Origin of the sequence: Nocardiopsis gilva YIM 90087 (assembly GCF_002263495.1) — a bacterium.
GTDB classification, from domain to species: domain Bacteria; phylum Actinomycetota; class Actinomycetes; order Streptosporangiales; family Streptosporangiaceae; genus Nocardiopsis_C; species Nocardiopsis_C gilva.
Genome location: NZ_CP022753.1, coordinates 2,911,245 through 2,926,985 on the forward strand (window position 1 = coordinate 2,911,245; position 15,741 = coordinate 2,926,985).

Here is a 15,741-nt window from a genome sequence, read left to right on the forward strand (position 1 = left end):
CGCCGCGCCAATCGGCGCGCGAATCGGTGGGATTCGCCGTGATCCAACTGTCCATCCGTGGACCGAAGGGATACACGATCGTCACCGACGTGTGTCAAGTCACACCCGCGTTAACGTGCCGTCAATATGACCTAGCGGTGTGTTGCGCCCGCGTTAACGGATCTTCCATTGCGGGGAAGGACTCTTAGCTTGAGAACGGGTCCCCTCCGGCGGGGCCCGAAGCACACCTTGAGGAGGCATTCCCACGATGGAACCGGGAACAGGACCGGAACCGGATGAAGAATCGCCATCACAACCGGGCGGACCGGACGCCGCGACCACCACGGTGTGCGTACCGGTCCGCGTCACGAACGGTGTCGACTGCGTGCGGCTGGCGCGCCTCGGGAACGGCGAGCGCGTGGCGCTCGAATTCAGTAGCCCGGAGCGCCTGCACGCCGCGATGGGTCCCCGGCAGCAGTGGATCCGCATGGCCGAACCGGCCCTGCGCGCGCTGGTCCGGCCCCTGGGCGTGACCCGCATCCAGTCCGACCCCAGTGTGGTGGCGACCCCCGCGAGGGCGCCACGGAGTCGTCCCGCGTCCTGCCCGCTGAACCGGCGGCCCGTGGGTGCGGCGACCCGACGCGCGCGACGCGCCTGACGAGCGCCGATACCACCGCCACCGCACCCCTTCCCCGGTGGCGGTCGGCGCCGTCGGCATCGTTCCGGCAGGCCCCTGGGCGCTGTCCCGCGCCCAGGGGCGGCGGGCGACAGGCCCGTGGGGCACATCTGGGATCCTGGGAATGACATGAGCACATGATCAGTCGCGGCGCCGCATACCGCGCCCGCCGCACCGCCGGGGCGGCACCCTGCGGCCCCGGTACCCACCGTCCCAGGAGCGCCGATGTCCATCTCCGACCCGTTCGACGCGGTGATCCTCGCCGGAGGCGCGGCACAGCGGATGGGTGGTGCGGACAAGCCGGGAATGGACGTCGGTGGGGCGACGCTGCTGGAGCGCGTGGCGGCGGCCGTGCCCGACGCGGAGCGGCTGATCATCGTCGGCCCGCGCCGCACCAGTCCCCAGGCCCACTACGTACGCGAGGATCCGCCGGGCGGCGGCCCGGTTCCCGCCCTGCGTGCCGGGCTCGCCGAGGTCGAGGCCCCCTTCTGCGCCCTGCTCGCCGGGGACCTGCCCTTCCTGCGCATCGAACACATCGGCCTGCTGCGGCGGGCGGCCTCCGGCCGCAACGGCGCCGTGTTCATCGATGCCGGTGGCCGACGGCAGTGGCTGGTGGGAGTCTGGAACACCGCTGTGCTGCGTGCGGCGCTCACCGCTTATGCGGGACCGTCACTCCGGGGGCTTCTGGATCCACTCGACCCTGTGCCGGTCGCTCCGGCCGAACCCGACGATCACGTGGCGCACGACTGCGACACCCCCGATGAGCTGGCGCGGGCCCGCGCGCTGCTTCACCCTTCGAACTCGGAGAACGGGACGACCTCGCGCAGGAACCCCCGGATGTCGAGGAACTCCGACAGGTAGTCGCGGTGCTCCCCGCACGCCATCCAGGTCTTGCGGCGGTCAGGGGTGTGGATCTTGGGGTTGTTCCACACCAGGACCCACTCGGCCGGGGCCCGGCAGCCCTTGCGGGAGCACTGCACCGGCTCGTCGTCGAAACTCATCGTTTACCCACGGGGTCGTCGGCCGTCGTCACGGTCAGGGATCAGTCAGCGAAAGGTCAAGGCGGCGCCAGCGCCAAAGAAAAAGCGACGCCGGGTGGCTACGGGGGCAAACCACCCGACGTCGCGCACGGTGTTCCGACGGGGCTCGAAACACCGGCCAAGCGCTCCGACGGGGACCGAAGCGCTGAATCCCAATGTACACCGCCAGTCCCCCCAGTACGTCAAGAGTCTGTTACGACGTTATCTCGGGAGAGTCCCGCAGAAACGTGGCCAAGGTCCACAACCGGAAACTAACCTTCATGAGTCCCAGAGGCCTCGAAATCGGTTGTCAAAAACCGGCAAATCGCAGGCCCTCCCCTTGGTCAAGTCAGTTTCAGCGGTCACACGGCTCGCTGATTCGAGCCCAACCGCGTTGGGAAATGTGCCAGAAGACACACTGAAAGGGGAGCGGCGCCATGACCGACCACACCTATCGGGTCACCGAGATCGTCGGAACGTCCACCACTGGGCTAGAACAGGCCATTCGCAACGGAATCGACCGTGCTTCGTCCACCGTGCGTGGTCTGGACTGGTTTGAGGTAACCGAGATCCGCGGCCACCTGGAGGGCGGTGCCATCGCGCACTTCCAGGTGGGCATGAAGGTGGGTTTCCGGATCGAGGACTGACGCGAACACCGCCACCGCCCCTCGTCCGCCCCCGCTCGACCCGCTCCGTCCACGCGCCGTGGCCGGAGCGGGGCACCGACGCGCCCGTGCCGTGGTGCACGGGCGCTCGACGCCATCAGGACGCCTGGCTCACCGTGGACATGTTGAAGTCCGGGATCCGCAGCGGCGGCATGGCCGTACGCGAGAAGAAGTCGCCCGTCTCGCGGCTCAGCGTCCGCGTCGACGCCCCGGCCTCGGTGGCCCGCTCCAGCAGGCTCACCGGCGACTCGTTGAACCGGAAGTTGTTCACCGCGCCGCTGACCTTCCCGTCCTCCACCAGGTAGACGCCGTCACGCGTGAGCCCGGTCAGCAGCAGCGTCTGCGGGTCGACCATCCGGATGTACCACAGGCACGTCAGCAGCAGGCCACGCTCGGTACCGGCGATCATGTCGTCCAGCGTCGCCGACGCCTCCGGGAGGTCCAGGACGAGGTTGTCGATGTGGCCGGTCATGGGCAGCCCGGTGAGCCCGGCCGAGTGCCGGGTCTGGTTCAGCGCGGCCAGCTCGCCGCCGGAGATCCACTCCGTGCGCCGCAGCGGAAGCCCGTTGTCGAACGCTGTGATGCGCCGCCCCGGCGCGCCGGTCAGCACGAACGGGGCACACTCCAGCCCCGCGGCGGCCGGGTCGCTGTAGAGGTTCAGGGGCAGCCGCGCCAACCGCTCGCCGATCCGGGTCCCGCCATCGGCGCCGGAGAACACCGTCCGACCCTCGACCGCGTCCCGCCCGCCGTTCTCCCCGTACAGATCGATCATCAGGTCGGCGACGGCCGCCGGCGGGAGCAACGTCTCGTACCGGCCCGCAGGGAGGTCCACCCGGTTCCGCGCCCACTCCATCCGCCGGTTCAGCTCCGCTCCGAGCGCCCCGGTGTCCACGTCGGTGAAGTCCCGGGTGGCCTGCCCCACCCAGGTTGAGTGACCGCCCAGCACGCCCGGCGCCGCCGACTTCGCGTTCAGCTCCACCGTGCCGGTGGGCTGGTCGTGGCGCAGCCGCAGCCCGCTGGATGTGCCCAGGAACGTCGAGGTCACCGCGTGCTCGGCATACCCGTAGAGCAGGTGGTGGGAGGCGGCGCAGCGATCGAACTCCCGCCCCAGCCCCGGCGCGAGGTCGGCGAACACCGAGATGTCCGTGGCCGTGGGCGCGGCGTCCCAGTCGCCTCCGGCACCCGCCTCCTGCGGCGTCAGCAGCGGCTGGGCGTCCTCGGCCGGGACCGCCTCGCGGCTCGCCTTCTCGGCGGCGCGGACCAGCTCCTCCAGCTCGTCCGGAGCCCCGGGGACCGCGTCCCCATCGGCCTCCGTCCGCAGCCCACTGCGCTCCATCACACCCACGGACGTGCCGTGCGTCCCCTCGGTCAGCGCGATGACCGTGACGGTCCGGCCCTCGGTGACGCCGTTGGTCGTCAGCGAGTTCCCGGCCCAGCGCAGGTTCGCCGTGCTCCGTTCCTCGACCAGCACCATGCAGCCGTCGCTGCGGGACAGCTTCAGCGCACGCTCCACGACCTCCTGGGCGGTCGACGACGATCGGCTCACTTTCCCGCCTCCTGAACCGTGTTGAGGACCCGCACATCGGAGAACAGCGCGCTCGGGCAGCCGTGGCTGACGGCGGCCACCTGGCCGGGCTGCCCCTTGCCGCATCGGAACGTGCCGCCGAGGACGTAGGTCTGCGGACCACCGACCGCCGTCATCGCGTTCCAGAAATCGGTCGTGGTCGCCTGGTAGGCGACGTCCCGCAGCATCCCCGTGAGTCGCCCGTTCTCGATCCGGTAGAAGCGCTGCCCGGTGAACTGGAAGTTGTACCGCTGCATGTCGATCGACCAGCTGCGGTCGCCGATGATGTAGATGCCGCGCTCCACACCGGAGATGAGCTCCTCGGTGGAGGGCCCGTTCTTCGCGGGCGCCAGCGACACGTTGGCCATGCGCTGGATCGGCATGGTCGCCGGGGAGTCGGCAAACGCGCACCCGTTGGAGGCGGGCTCGCCCTGCAGCGCCGAGATACGGCGGTCGCGCTGGTAGCCGACGAGGACGCCGTCGCGCACCAGGTCGAAGGAGGACGTGGCCACGCCCTCGTCGTCGTAGCCGATGCTGGCCAGCCCGTTCTCGACGGTCCGGTCACCGGTGACGTTCATGATGGGCGAGCCGTACTGCAGCGAGCCGAGCTTGTCCACCGTCGCGAACGAGGTCCCCGCGTAGGCGGCCTCGTAGCCCAGCGCGCGGTCCAGCTCGGTGGCGTGGCCGATGGACTCGTGGATCGTCAGCCACAGCTGGGACGGGTGGATGACCAGGTCGTAGTTGCTCGCCTCGACACTGGGCGCGGCGAGCTTCTCGGCGAGGAGGTCGGGGAGGTCGGCCAGCTCCGCCTCGACGGTGGGCATGTACTCCCAACCGCGCCCCGCGGGCGGAGAGATCGTGCGCATGCTGTCCAGCAGGCCGTCCCGCGTGGCCAGCACCTCGGCCTCCGGAGCGATCCGCACGCGCTGCTGCGTGGTGACCGTGCCGGCGGTGTCGGCGTAGAACTTCTGTTCCTTGACCTGGGAGAGCGTCGCGTCCACGTGGTCGACGCGGGCGTCCTCCAGGAGGCGGCGGCTCCACGCGGCCAGCAGCGAGGTCTGCTCCCGCACCGGAATGCCAAAGGGGTCGACCTCGTAGGGCGATACCCAAGTGGCGTCGGGGTGGGCGGGTTCCGGGGCCAGTTCGATGCGTTCGGTGGTGACGTCGGCGGCGACCTTGGCGACCTCGATGGCGCGGGCGGCGACCGCTGTCGCCGCGTCAGGCGTCAGGTCGGTTCCGGCGGCGAATCCCCAGACGCCGTTGTGGATCACGCGTACCGCGAACCCGAGGGTGTCGGAGTCCGCGGCGGTCTCCACGGCGCCGTCGCTCAGCGAGAGCCGCCGCTCACGGACGCGTTCCAGTCGGAAGTCCGCGTGGTCGGCGCCGAGGTCGCGAGCGCGCTGGAGCGCCGCGTCGGCCAACCCGCGGAGTGGGAGGGCGAGGAAATCCGGGTCGATATCAGGCACGGTTCCCCAACTTAACGGGGGAACCGGCCGAGAACCAGAGGGCGACGCGCGCGCCGTCCTCCGCACGGGAGCCGCTGCCGTCGCTTCCCCGGGGTGCCCGGCTCACCCAGTGTCGGAGCCGCGCTGGACGTCGACGTGCACGTGGTCGAGGTGGCGCAGGATCTCGTTGTCCGGGTCGGGAGCGTCGTAGTCCCACCACCCGCCGGCCGAGCCGCGGACGTTCCAGATCCTGTCGTCGAAGATGACGTTGGCCAGGTGCAGCTTCTCGGCATGGGCCACCAGCCAATGGGCGAGCAGCCAGCCCTCGCGCCTGTTCTCCTCGCTCACCGGCCGGTAGAAGACGTCGATGGCGCGGCCGTCGTAGTGCGGGGAGTCCGTGCCGTGGCCGTCGCTGATCCCGCCCGGCTCGAACCCGCCGAGGCTCTGCTCCCCGAACACCTCGGCCATCGCCGCGCGCACCCTCTCGGCGCGCGGGGTCAGCCCGGACTCGGTGAGCCCCTCGGCGGCGAGACCGGACGTGGTGGACGCGCGGCAGGTGAGGACGGGGCCCGCGTCGCCTCGCGGCCCGTCGGCCAGGCGGCGCAGTACGGCCTCGTCGATGGCGGACGTGTCGGGTGCGTCGGCGCCCCGTGCCCGTAGGGCCACGGCCGTGGTCGCCAGCCGGGCGTCGTCCACGGACAGCGCCACGGTGCCGTCCTCGGTCCGCACCGAGCACGGCGGCCCCCACGGCAGCGCGGTCGCGTCGAACCCGGCGCGCTCCATCAGCCACGGACCGGCCACTACGAGTGATCCGATCAGGGCCGCTGCAACCACGAGGACCACCAGCGTCCGGCGCCCTCGGGCGCTTCGTGCGCGCATAGCCATGACTCTAGTGGCTCAGGTCGGGGCGCGCGGGACCACCGGAATCGGCCTCACATGGCGGTCCACAGAACGAACACGCCCCCGACGATGAGGGTGAACGCCCATACGCGGTCCAGGGTGACCCAGCGCAGCCGCATGGCCCGCACACCGAGGAAGTCGTAGGCGATCAGCGCGCTCACTGCGACGGCGACGAACATCGCGGCCGTGTGCACGGCGGTGGCGAACACGCCCAGCATCGTCAGGTCCACGAGGCTCCACCCTCCGCCCATGGCCATGGCGTCCGATGCCACTCCGGCGTCAGGTGGCGCGGAATCGGCGGCGGCGGTGTCGTGCGCGATGAGGTGGGAATGACCCGAGTGAGCCGTATGCCCGCTGTGGCCGTGGCCCGCGGTGTTGGCCTCCCCGATGTTGCCCGAGAGGATCGGCAGCAGCATCAGCCCGGCTCCGTGCATCGATGCCATCAGGAACGACCATCCGGTCAGCTGCCACAGCGACATCCGCACGTCCCGCCAGTGGAAGCTGTGCCGCGCCAGCAGCACCCACAGGCCGGCGGCGACGACCACGGCACCACCGATCACCGAAAACCAGCGAGAGACGACCAGGGAACCGGTGACCGTGATGACGACGGTGACCAGCGCGATCGACGCCGCGTGTCCCACGGCGAGCGCCGGCACCGCCCCCAGCACCGCCGATCTTCGGCGTTCCTGAAGCCCGCGGGCGGTTGCGAGCAGCCACCCCATCGCGGGATTCACGCCGTGCAGTACGCCGAGTCCGATCAGTAGCCAAAACTGGGCGACGCTCATGGGGGCTCCCGTCGCTGGGTACACCACGGTGAGCGTCACACGAGATGATCATGCCGATCAATGGAAAGGCATGTCATTGGCCGTATCCGGCCACATATGTGAGTTGTGTCGTGGTGGTCGGCCTTGGATCGGGCATACGGTGTTGACGGCTGCGGTTGTCCCGAGAGGACCAGAGGGAGGCCGGGGCGCGACGACGGCCGAGATGGAGGCGTGCGTGCGGATATCGCCAGTGACAGGGGCGTGGGCAGGAACGATGGCCGAACCCGACCGCGCGGAGGAGCCCGAGCGGCTGCCGCGCGAGGCGGGTGTGGGCGCCGAGACGTTCCGCCGAGCCCTGGGCTCGCACGCCGCCGGGGTCGTCGTGGTGACCGCGGCTCCGGCCACCGGCCCGGTGGGCGTGACCGCGACCTCGTTCACCAGCGTGAGTCTGGACCCGCCACTGGTCTCCTTCTACATCGACGCGCGGTCGGGCACCTGGCCCGGGATCCGCGACGCGCCCGCCTTCGCGGTCAACGTCCTCTCCGAAGACCAGTGGGAGACCGCGCAGCGGTTCGCCACCAAGGGCGTCGACCGGTTCGCCCCGCCCACGCGGTGGCGGCCGGGAGCCGAGGGACTCCCGCTGATCGAGGACGCGGTGGGACACATCCTGTGCCGCCGCCACGATCTGCTGGCCGTGGGCGACCACTGGCTCGTGGTGGGCCGCGTGGCCGCGGCGGAGGTTCAGGCCGGGGACGGCGGCCGTCCACTGCTGTACCACCGCGGCCGGTACGGGCGCTTCGAGGCCTGAGCGGCCGGACCGACCAGAACTGGTGCAGGCGCGGGCGCGGTGCGGCGCCCGCGCTGCTAGGACCCCTCGAAGCTGATCTCCACGCGGCGGTTCTTCGCGCGGGCGGAGGGCATGTCGTTGCCGTCGTCGTCGGTTTCCTCGGCGACGGGATCTGAGGAGCCCTTACCAGTGGCCTCGATGTCGGGGCCGTCGGATCCGAGTTCGTCCTCCAGCGCCTTCTTCACGGCTTTGGCGCGGTCCTCGGAGAGCTTCTTGTTGTAGTCGTCGTCACCGATCCCATCGGAGTGTCCGACGACCTCGACAGTGCCCGTGACGTTCTTCAGGCGCTCGGCAACGCTCGTCAGCTGCTTCTCCGCGCCCTTGTTCAGCGTGGCCTCGTCGAACTCGAAGAGGACGTCGGCGGAGATGGTGACCGTGGTGGTCGAGCCCTCGACCTCCTCCTGCTCCAGCTCCTCAACGAAGCCCGAGGGGTCGATACCCGTGACGAACTCCGAGGGGTTGATGTCGGAGACGGAGTCCTCCACCGCGCTGCGTGAGATGTCGTTCGGATTGAGATCGCTGAAATCGGGCGGTGTCTCCGCTGCGGCGGTCCCGGACAGGGCGGCGACCAGGGCGAGAGCGGGGACCACTGTCAGCGCGCGTCGGGCCGCGCCACCGCCGCGCATCAGGCGTCCCCCTCGGAACGGGTCACCGGCACGTTCATAATGGGCGGGAAGTCGTAGAGGTAGACATCCATCGCCTCCGTGTTTTCCGGGGGCGCGGCGAATATAACACTCAGCTGCTTCGGCTCACCGTAGGTAAGGTCTGTGTCCCAGGGATGCGGTTCCAGGTAGTCGCCGTTGCCGTCCTTGACGATGGAATGCCGCCTCAGGTTGGCCATATCGATGAGGTGGGCGGATTCGCCGTGGCCCACATCGAAAAGCTTTCGCACGTACGGATTGCGCATAGCGCCTGAGCTCGGCTTCCCGGGCGTCACCGTGTAGTCCATCTGCAGCAGGTCCCCGCGCACGGTGAGGGAGTTGATCTCGAACTTCACCTCCCCCTTGCCACCGTGGTAGTCGAACGTGGCCTCGCCGATGACGTTGTCCGCCTTGGGTGCGGTGCCTGGCTCCTGGGACGCCTGCCCCTGGCCCTTCTTCTCGTCCTTCTCGTCCGCGCCGTCGCCGCCGAGCATGCCGCAGCCGCTCAGCAGGGCCGCCAGCGCGACCGCGCAGACCGATGCCTTCAGGGGGGTTCGCACTTACTCGTTCACTCCTCAGGGGGAAAGGGGGATGAGGGTGGTGCACCGGAAACGCCGGCGTCGGATGGTCCGACGCCGGCGCCCGGGAAAAGGTTCCGTCACACCTCGGGTCAGCCTAGGGGCAGAGGGTGTCCAGCGACGCGGCCGCATCGCCCACCTGTCGGCCGGGCGTCGTCGGCGAGGGCTCGGGGCGGCCGGAGTACTCCTGCCACTGGGTGGACTCGCCGACCTGGCTGTCGTCCTTCTTCTCTCCGCTGGGGGCGGCCGACGGGGCGGGGGAGGGCGCGTCCTTGGGGGTGCCCTTCGCCGTGTCCGGACCCTGCTTGCCCTGCTCGCCCTCCTGCTTCTGCACGGCGTCGGAGACCAGGTGCTGGATCTCCTTCCAGTCCGGGTAGGCCGTGTTCACCTGCGGCGGCGAGAGCTGGAACGTCCGCATATCGCCCTCGTTCTTGACCCGGTCGGCGAGTTCGATGAACGCGGGCAGGCGGGACGGCGGGATGTCGGTCCGCAGCGTCTGCTTGGCGGCGCCGGCCAGTGACTGGAAGCTGGTCAGGATCTTGGTCGGCTCGGCCTGCTCGGCGACGTACTTGATGAGGCAGCCCTGGCGCCCCATGCGCGTGTAGTCGTCGCTGTTGACCCGGCTGCGTCCGTACCACAGTGCCTCGTTGCCCGTGAGGACCCGGTCGCCGGGCTGCAGGATGTCGCCCCGCTGGCCGTAGGGGATCGGCTTGTCGATGTGCACCCGGATACCGCCGATGGCGTCGATGAGGCCTTCGAAGCCCTTCATGTCGACCAGCGCGTAGTAGTCGAGGTCGATGTCGAGGAGGTGGCCGATGACGCCCTTCAGGGTGTCGGCGGCGGGGTCCTTGGCGGTGGGGTCGAAGGCCAGTTCCTGCGGGTTCTCGGCGACGGTCTGGTAGACCTCGTTGAGCAGGTCGTTGAAGCCGTGCGGCGGCGGGAACCGCTTGGCGAGCGCGGTGTCCTTGGGGAACTGCGCGTTTTCCAGGTTGCGGGGGATGCCGATGAGGACGACGTCGCCGTACTCGACGTCGATGCTGGCCACCATCATCGAGTCGGTGCGCATGCCATAGCGGTTGCTGCCGGAGTCGCCACCGATCAGCAGGACGTTGACACGGGCCTGGTCGTCGCCCCAGCGGCCGGCGAGCGCGCCGTGCGGGTCATCGGGTTCCGGGCCGAACACCGAGGAGATCGCGTCGTGAGCGGTGTAGGCGCCGTAGACGACCGCCCCGGCGGGTGCGGCGATCATCAGACACAGCGCGAGCACCAGCGTCCCCCCGGCCAGCTTCACCCCCACTCCCGCGGACTCCGGCCGGGTGATGACCCATGAGTGGATGACGACGGTCATCCACAGCACGGCGATGACGAAGGCGACGGTGGCGGCGGTGAGCAGCCAGCGCCCCTGCACGGCGATGGCGGCACTCATCGTGAGGTCGCCGTGCGCCACCATGGCGGCGACGATGGCGGCCGCGATCAGGACCAGGTAGACGCCGAGGATGACCCATCCGGCCGTTCTTCGCCCGGTACGGAGGTGTGCGAGTCCCGGAAGGACTGCGGAGCCTGCGGTCCACAACAGCGCACGACCAGTGCCGGCAGGGCGGCTCTCCTTCTCCTTCTGCCGTCCTGCTGCCATAGTCGTCCTTTCTGTTGGTCGTAAGCATGTCCGGATGCCGCCGACCCATACATCTCCGGGTTGCGACATTCCGGAGATACAGTGTCTCGCTTTGCCGGAGTTGTTCGCACACGGGTGCCCGGCGAGAGCATGTTCGGATGATGTCCAACATGTCACGCGGGGGGCTCTAATGTCCTGTTCTCCGCGTGTCGCGAGCCAAAGTAGTCCTTGTTTCTTTCGTGATCAGTAGTTAAGTGACGCTACAACTGCCATGATCTGGCCGCAGGAGGGGGCGGTGTCCGGGGGGAAAGGGCGCCGTCATGGGAACGAAAGGCATGCCATCGTGCTCGATGCGGTCGATGTTGCGCTCATGCGGGCGCTTCAGGGGGACGGAAGAGCTACATATCAAGCGCTCGCGGACGGAGTCGGGCTGTCGCGGACAGCGGTGCGCGCGCGGGTCAGGCAGCTGGTCGGGACCGGTGCGATCCGGATCGTGGGCGTGCTGCACGCCGGTGTTCTCGGCATGGAGGTGTTGGGCCAGGTTTCATTCAGTGTTTCGGGACCCGTAGCACCGGTTCTACGGGAGATCGCTCCGCGGGACGCGGTGACGTTCGCTGCGCAGACAGCGGGCCGCTTCCCCCTCGTCGCGGACCTGCGGGTGCGCAACGACGAGGCGTTGGCCACCGAACTCGCCGCCTTACGCGCGCTGCCCGGCGTGACCGGCGTGGAGGTCTTCCGCGCCGACTCCGTCATCAAGGACGCCTACAGCAGTGTGCGCAGGCTGCGGGACATCGTCATCGATCCGCTCGACTGGCGCCTCGTGCGCCATCTGCAGCGCGACGGCCGCGCCTCCTACGCCGAGCTGGCGCGGCAGGTGGGCCTGTCGCAGGCGGCGGCGCGCTCTCGTGTGGTGCGGCTCATCGACGCGGGGGTGGTTCATGTCACCGCGCTCGTGGAACCGTCCGTAGTGGGCGCCGACGAGCAGCTCGGATTCGGCGTGCGGTGCCGGGGGGACGCGGGCGCCGCCGCTGTGCGCATCGGTACGCTGTCCGGGGTGTCGTTCCTGGCAACGGGGTTCGGCCGCTACGACATCGTCGGTGGCGTGACAGCGGCCGACCGCCACTCGCTGGTCGACGCGGTGGAGGCGATCCGGTCGAGCACGGAAGTCGCCTACCTCGAGACCTGGGAGCATCTGTCGGTGGCCAAGGAACGGCGGCGCGGTGACGCGGGAGCCTCGGCCGCGCCCGCGGCGGCCGAGGAAGAGCGCGGCCTGCTCGCGCAGGGAGCATGCTCGGGCGATCCGGTGACGGTGTAGGCCGCGGTCGGCGAGGCTGCGGACGTGTGCCCGCGTCGCCACAGGTGTGCCCAAGGGCGTCCGCGTGGTTCGTGGCGCAGGGGCGGATCGATCCCCGGACGCCCGGTGCCCGATGCCGGTGCGACGCGACGAGGAACGGACGGGGGAGTCGGGCTATGGGGCTAGCGGTACCCATGCCGTCAGGGGGCGTGCTCCGGCTGCGCGGGCGCGAGTTCGGTCCCGGCAGGTACGCGGTGATGGGGGTCATCAACCGGACCCCCGATTCGTTCTACGATCGCGGCGCCACCTTCGCCTTCGACGCGGCCCTGCGCGCCGCCGACGTGGCCGTGCGGCACGGTGCGGACATCATCGACGTGGGTGGCGTCAAGGCCGGCTACGGCGAGCATGTCCCGCCCGAGGAGGAGATCCGCCGCACCGTGCCTTTCGTGGCGGAGCTGCGTGAGCGCCACCCCGACGTGGTCATCTCGGTCGACACCTGGCGCGCGCGGGTCGGCCGGGAGTGCGCCGCGGCCGGTGCCGACCTCATCAACGACACCTGGGCCGGTGCCGACCCGGACCTGGCGCTGGTGGCCGCGGAGTTCGACGTGGGGCTGGTGTGCAGTCACAGCGGCGGTCTGGCACCGCGGACCGACCCGCACCGGGTCGCCTACGACGATGTGATGGCCGACGTCGCCGCGACCGTCACCGGGTTGGCCGAGCGTGCCGTGACGGTGGGGGTGCGTCCCGACCGGATCCTGGTCGATCCCACCCACGACTTCGGCAAGAACACCTACCACTCCCTTGAGCTCACCCGCCGCTTGGCCGAGCTGGCCGCCACACGGTGGCCGGTCCTGGTGGCGGTCTCCAACAAGGACTTCATCGGGGAGACGCTCGACGCTCCGCTCACCGATCGGCTGGCGGGCACGCTCGCCACGCTGGCGGTGTCGGCATGGGAGGGGGCGCGGGTGTTCCGTGTGCACGACGTGGGCGCCGCACGGGCCGCGCTGGACGCCGTCGCGGGCCTCGTTCTGGAGGACTCCCAGGAAGAGCGCGTGTAACCACCAGTAGCATTTTTTGCTCATTTTCGACCGGTATGTCTTGCATCACGCTGAAGTTACCCGTGAGTATGAGGGGGTCGGGTCGATTTCAACCGCGCAGCGCGCTGCGCTGCGGGGCGGCCCGCTCAGGCGCGGTGTAATGGGAGGCAGACGTGGCGCTTGCGGATACCTTGACGGCGGTGGGCACAGCGGCACTAACACGGTGCGGGGCCCGGCCCCTCGGTTCGCACCTCTTCCCCGTATGGCCCGAGATGGCGTTCGCGGCCACGGCCCTGCCGGTGCGGTGTGCCCCGGGGGACAACCTCGCCATCCACGTGGCCGTCGCCCAGGCCCGTCCCGGAACAGCACTGGTCATCGACGTCGCGGGTGAACCCGAATACGGCTACATCGACGCGATCCTCGCCGTGGCGGCCCAGATGCGCGAGGTGGCCGGCGTTGTGGTCGACGGGTGCGTGCGCGACGTAGCGGGCATCGCCCGCGCCCAGCTTCCGGTCATGAGCGCAGGCGTCTCCGTCCGCGAGCCCAGCCGCGAGGCGGGCGGCATGGTCGGCCAGGAGATCGTGATGAAGTCCGGCGGCGCTCCGGTCCCGGTGCGCCGCGGCGACTGGATCACGGCCGACGACGACGGCGTGGTGTGCCTGCCCCGTGGCCGGGCCACCGCCATCGTCGCCAAGGCCGTGGAATCGGTCTCACACGACCAAGAGGTCCTCGACGCCCTGTGCTCCGGCCGCAGCACCCTGGACATCCTCGACCTCGACCCGTCCCGCGTCGTCGGCTGGGAGGGCGGCCCCGTACCCGGCACCACACCGTGGCCCGACGCCCCCACCGCCGACGGCCCCCGCCCGGCGGCCCCAGGCCACCGCTAACGCGAGTCTGCGCGCAGACGCGCCGGTGGGGTCGTCAGACCCGCTGTCGGGCGCTCGTCGGGGCATGCGCTCCGCCTAGCTTCCCGGTGGGGTGGTCAAGGCGGCAGAGGGGGTGCGGGTGCCCTTTCGACTGTCGGTGGGGCTGGAGCCCTGAGGGCGGGGGAGTGCTGCCCCGGGCCTGCTGCGGTGCGGGCGTGCGGGTCGGCGTCCTCTGGACGACCGGAACCAGGGGGTTCCGCCGCGCGTGAGACAGCTTCCGTGATGCGGGAGGAGCGCCCTGTCGTGGGCCTCGTCCGCCGATGATCATGGCGAAAGTCGTCGATTCTGTCCGGTTTGTTGGGAGAATTGCCGTGATCATCGCGGGGAACTTGTGGCAAACCGGGCATACCCGGCGCCAGGTGGCCCGCAATCCGTCTTCCGGGCCGCCCGCTGTCGGTGCCGCCCTCATCGTTCCACCGGGGAGTCGCCCGGCGGGGCGCCGCCGTGAGCCGGGCGTCGTCGAGCCCCTGAGGAGCCCGGCGCCCCAACCCCCACCGGCCCTCGGTGCCGCTTTTCACCACCGAACACCGGACAGATCACCGCCGACAAGGCCGACCAGCAGACCGCTGGCTCCTGGCTCCCCGATACGGCGGTGATCACGGCAACCCCTCCGGCAGAGCGGACATGGTCCGCGGGGTTCTCGTGATCATCGCGGGAACGTGTGGCGAACCGGGCGCCGAGCGCGCGGGGCTGCTCGCCGCCCGAACGACGATCGCGGACCCCACCGGCCGTCGGTGTCGCCCTCCCCACCACGCCAGGGAGCGTCCGGGGGTGAATGCCCCCAACGCTGGCCTGGCCGTGGTGCTTCTCGCTGGCGCTGACCGACGAGGTCGGGCCCGCATTGGGTGGCGTGGGCCCTCACTGCGCCGCTGTGCCCCCGTGGTGGGCGCAGTGAGGTCTTCCTCACGCCTGGGCGTGTGGGGTCAGTCTTCTCCGGCCCGGGCGATGAGCTCGTCCAGGTAGCACGCTGCCTCGCGCAGGGCCCGATCGGGGTCGGAGGCGCGGACGGCTTCGGTGAGGCCGTCGTGGTCGATGCCTTCGTCGCTCTCCGGTTCCGCGTAGGCGGTGTGGGCGATGCTTTCGTAGACTGCCTGGGCGATGTCGTCGTAGAGCTCGATGAGCAGCGTGTTGTGCGTCGCGTTCACGATGGCGCGGTGGAAGGTGAAATCGGCCTCGACGAAGGCCCCCATGTCCTTCTCGCGCCAGGCGGCGTCGCGCAGCGCCATAGCGCGGTCGATGTCGGTGAGGTCTTCCTCGGTGTGCCGCAGCGCCGCCAGGCGGGCCGCTTCCATCTCCAGGGCGCGGCGGACCTCGAGATTCTCCCGTAGCTCCGAGCGCTCCAGACGACGGCGCAGCGCGCCGCCCAGCTCGCTGGATGCGCGGATGAAGGTCCCGGCCCCCTGCCGGATCTCCAGCAGGCCTGCGTGTGCGAGCGCCCTGACCGCCTCGCGGACGGTGTTCCGCCCAACCTCCAGTTGCTCGGAGAGCTCGGATTCGGTCGGGATGCGATCGCCCACTCGCCACTCTCCGGAGTCGATCTGGGCTCGTAATTGACTGATGACCTGGTCGACAAGGCCGGTCCGACGCGTCGAGGCGAGGGGCACGCGGTTACCTCCTGGGAAGGTGACGGCCGCCATGGGGGGAGGCCGATCGGATGTGCGGTCGGTTAAAGCCGGAGCTTAGACCAGTTCCGGGGAGGAAATAGTCCGGCATGGCCAATGCGTTACGCTCATGAAGCAGATCCTGTCATCCTACGAATGTGAGAGTCGTGTGACAAGCGCCACGGTCACCAGT

General features: G+C 70.0%; 16 protein-coding genes. 7 read left to right on the forward strand and 9 right to left on the reverse strand.

The annotated features are described in order from the left end of the window. The first annotated feature begins 247 nt into the window (after positions 1 to 247). A complete protein-coding gene (locus CDO52_RS13400) occupies positions 248 to 637 on the forward strand; it encodes an SAV_915 family protein (RefSeq protein WP_017616723.1) in 390 nt (129 codons plus the stop codon). A gap of 243 nt (positions 638 to 880) precedes the next feature. After that, positions 881 to 1,516: a molybdenum cofactor guanylyltransferase gene (gene mobA / locus CDO52_RS13405; protein ID WP_017616722.1), complete on the forward strand. Its 636-nt coding sequence runs from the start codon at positions 881 to 883 to the stop codon at positions 1,514 to 1,516. Here mobA and CDO52_RS13410 read toward each other — a convergent pair. After that, entirely contained in the window at positions 1,444 to 1,656 is a 213-nt protein-coding gene (locus CDO52_RS13410; protein WP_026125418.1) for a hypothetical protein, read from the reverse strand. The genes mobA and CDO52_RS13410 overlap by 73 nt on opposite strands. 455 nt (positions 1,657 to 2,111) lie before the next feature. On the opposite strand from CDO52_RS13410, the gene CDO52_RS13415 reads away from it, so the two are divergent. After that, positions 2,112 to 2,321, forward strand: a complete 210-nt coding sequence (locus CDO52_RS13415) for a dodecin (RefSeq protein WP_017616721.1) — start codon at positions 2,112 to 2,114, stop codon at positions 2,319 to 2,321. A 115-nt stretch (positions 2,322 to 2,436) separates the two neighbouring features. Here the strand turns inward: CDO52_RS13415 and CDO52_RS13420 are convergent, their stop codons facing one another. The 4 genes from CDO52_RS13420 to CDO52_RS13435 all read right to left on the reverse strand — a co-directional run bounded on the left by CDO52_RS13420 (position 2,437) and on the right by CDO52_RS13435 (position 7,033). Continuing rightward, positions 2,437 to 3,885, reverse strand: coding sequence for a metallopeptidase TldD-related protein (locus CDO52_RS13420; RefSeq protein WP_017616720.1), 1,449 nt, complete (start codon positions 3,883 to 3,885; stop codon positions 2,437 to 2,439). Next, on the reverse strand, positions 3,882 to 5,369 hold the full coding sequence (locus CDO52_RS13425) for a TldD/PmbA family protein (RefSeq protein WP_026125417.1): 1,488 nt from the start codon (positions 5,367 to 5,369) through the stop codon (positions 3,882 to 3,884). The genes CDO52_RS13420 and CDO52_RS13425 overlap by 4 nt, the downstream gene beginning before the upstream one ends. 102 nt (positions 5,370 to 5,471) lie before the next feature. Then, entirely contained in the window at positions 5,472 to 6,227 is a 756-nt protein-coding gene (locus CDO52_RS13430) for a hypothetical protein (RefSeq protein ID WP_026125416.1), read from the reverse strand. Positions 6,228 to 6,280: 53 nt separating this feature from the next. After that, positions 6,281 to 7,033 (reverse strand): hypothetical protein, encoded by a 753-nt coding sequence (locus CDO52_RS13435; protein WP_017616717.1) that lies wholly within the window; start codon positions 7,031 to 7,033, stop codon positions 6,281 to 6,283. A gap of 253 nt (positions 7,034 to 7,286) precedes the next feature. Between CDO52_RS13435 and CDO52_RS13440 the strand changes: the two genes are divergently transcribed. Further along, the gene (locus tag CDO52_RS13440) at positions 7,287 to 7,820 is read left to right on the forward strand and encodes a flavin reductase family protein (RefSeq protein WP_017616716.1); all 534 of its coding nucleotides are present in this window, start codon (positions 7,287 to 7,289) and stop codon (positions 7,818 to 7,820) included. A gap of 56 nt (positions 7,821 to 7,876) precedes the next feature. On the opposite strand, the gene CDO52_RS13445 is transcribed toward CDO52_RS13440, so the two are convergent. The 3 genes from CDO52_RS13445 to CDO52_RS13455 all read right to left on the reverse strand — a co-directional run bounded on the left by CDO52_RS13445 (position 7,877) and on the right by CDO52_RS13455 (position 10,711). Further along, complete coding sequence (locus CDO52_RS13445; RefSeq protein WP_017616715.1) at positions 7,877 to 8,485, reverse strand: OmpA family protein; 609 nt, start codon at positions 8,483 to 8,485, stop codon at positions 7,877 to 7,879. Continuing rightward, positions 8,485 to 9,060, reverse strand: coding sequence for a hypothetical protein (locus tag CDO52_RS13450; RefSeq protein ID WP_017616714.1), 576 nt, complete (start codon positions 9,058 to 9,060; stop codon positions 8,485 to 8,487). The genes CDO52_RS13445 and CDO52_RS13450 overlap by 1 nt, the downstream gene beginning before the upstream one ends. A 115-nt stretch (positions 9,061 to 9,175) precedes the next feature. Continuing rightward, entirely contained in the window at positions 9,176 to 10,711 is a 1,536-nt protein-coding gene (locus CDO52_RS13455) for an LCP family protein (protein ID WP_026125414.1), read from the reverse strand. 322 nt (positions 10,712 to 11,033) lie between these two features. Here CDO52_RS13455 and CDO52_RS13460 point away from each other — a divergent pair, with 322 nt between their 5' ends. The 3 genes from CDO52_RS13460 (at position 11,034) to CDO52_RS13470 (ending at position 13,908) form a co-directional block, all read left to right on the forward strand. Next, entirely contained in the window at positions 11,034 to 12,005 is a 972-nt protein-coding gene (locus CDO52_RS13460) for an Lrp/AsnC family transcriptional regulator (RefSeq protein ID WP_051060628.1), read from the forward strand. Between the two features lie 155 nt (positions 12,006 to 12,160). Beyond that, positions 12,161 to 13,042: a dihydropteroate synthase gene (gene folP, locus CDO52_RS13465; RefSeq protein ID WP_198345851.1), complete on the forward strand. Its 882-nt coding sequence runs from the start codon at positions 12,161 to 12,163 to the stop codon at positions 13,040 to 13,042. A gap of 179 nt (positions 13,043 to 13,221) precedes the next feature. Next, positions 13,222 to 13,908 (forward strand): RraA family protein, encoded by a 687-nt coding sequence (locus tag CDO52_RS13470; RefSeq protein WP_083919673.1) that lies wholly within the window; start codon positions 13,222 to 13,224, stop codon positions 13,906 to 13,908. Positions 13,909 to 14,870: 962 nt separating this feature from the next. On the opposite strand, the gene CDO52_RS13475 is transcribed toward CDO52_RS13470, so the two are convergent. After that, positions 14,871 to 15,551, reverse strand: a complete 681-nt coding sequence (locus tag CDO52_RS13475) for a FadR/GntR family transcriptional regulator (RefSeq protein ID WP_026125412.1) — start codon at positions 15,549 to 15,551, stop codon at positions 14,871 to 14,873. Positions 15,552 to 15,741: the final 190 nt, after the last annotated feature.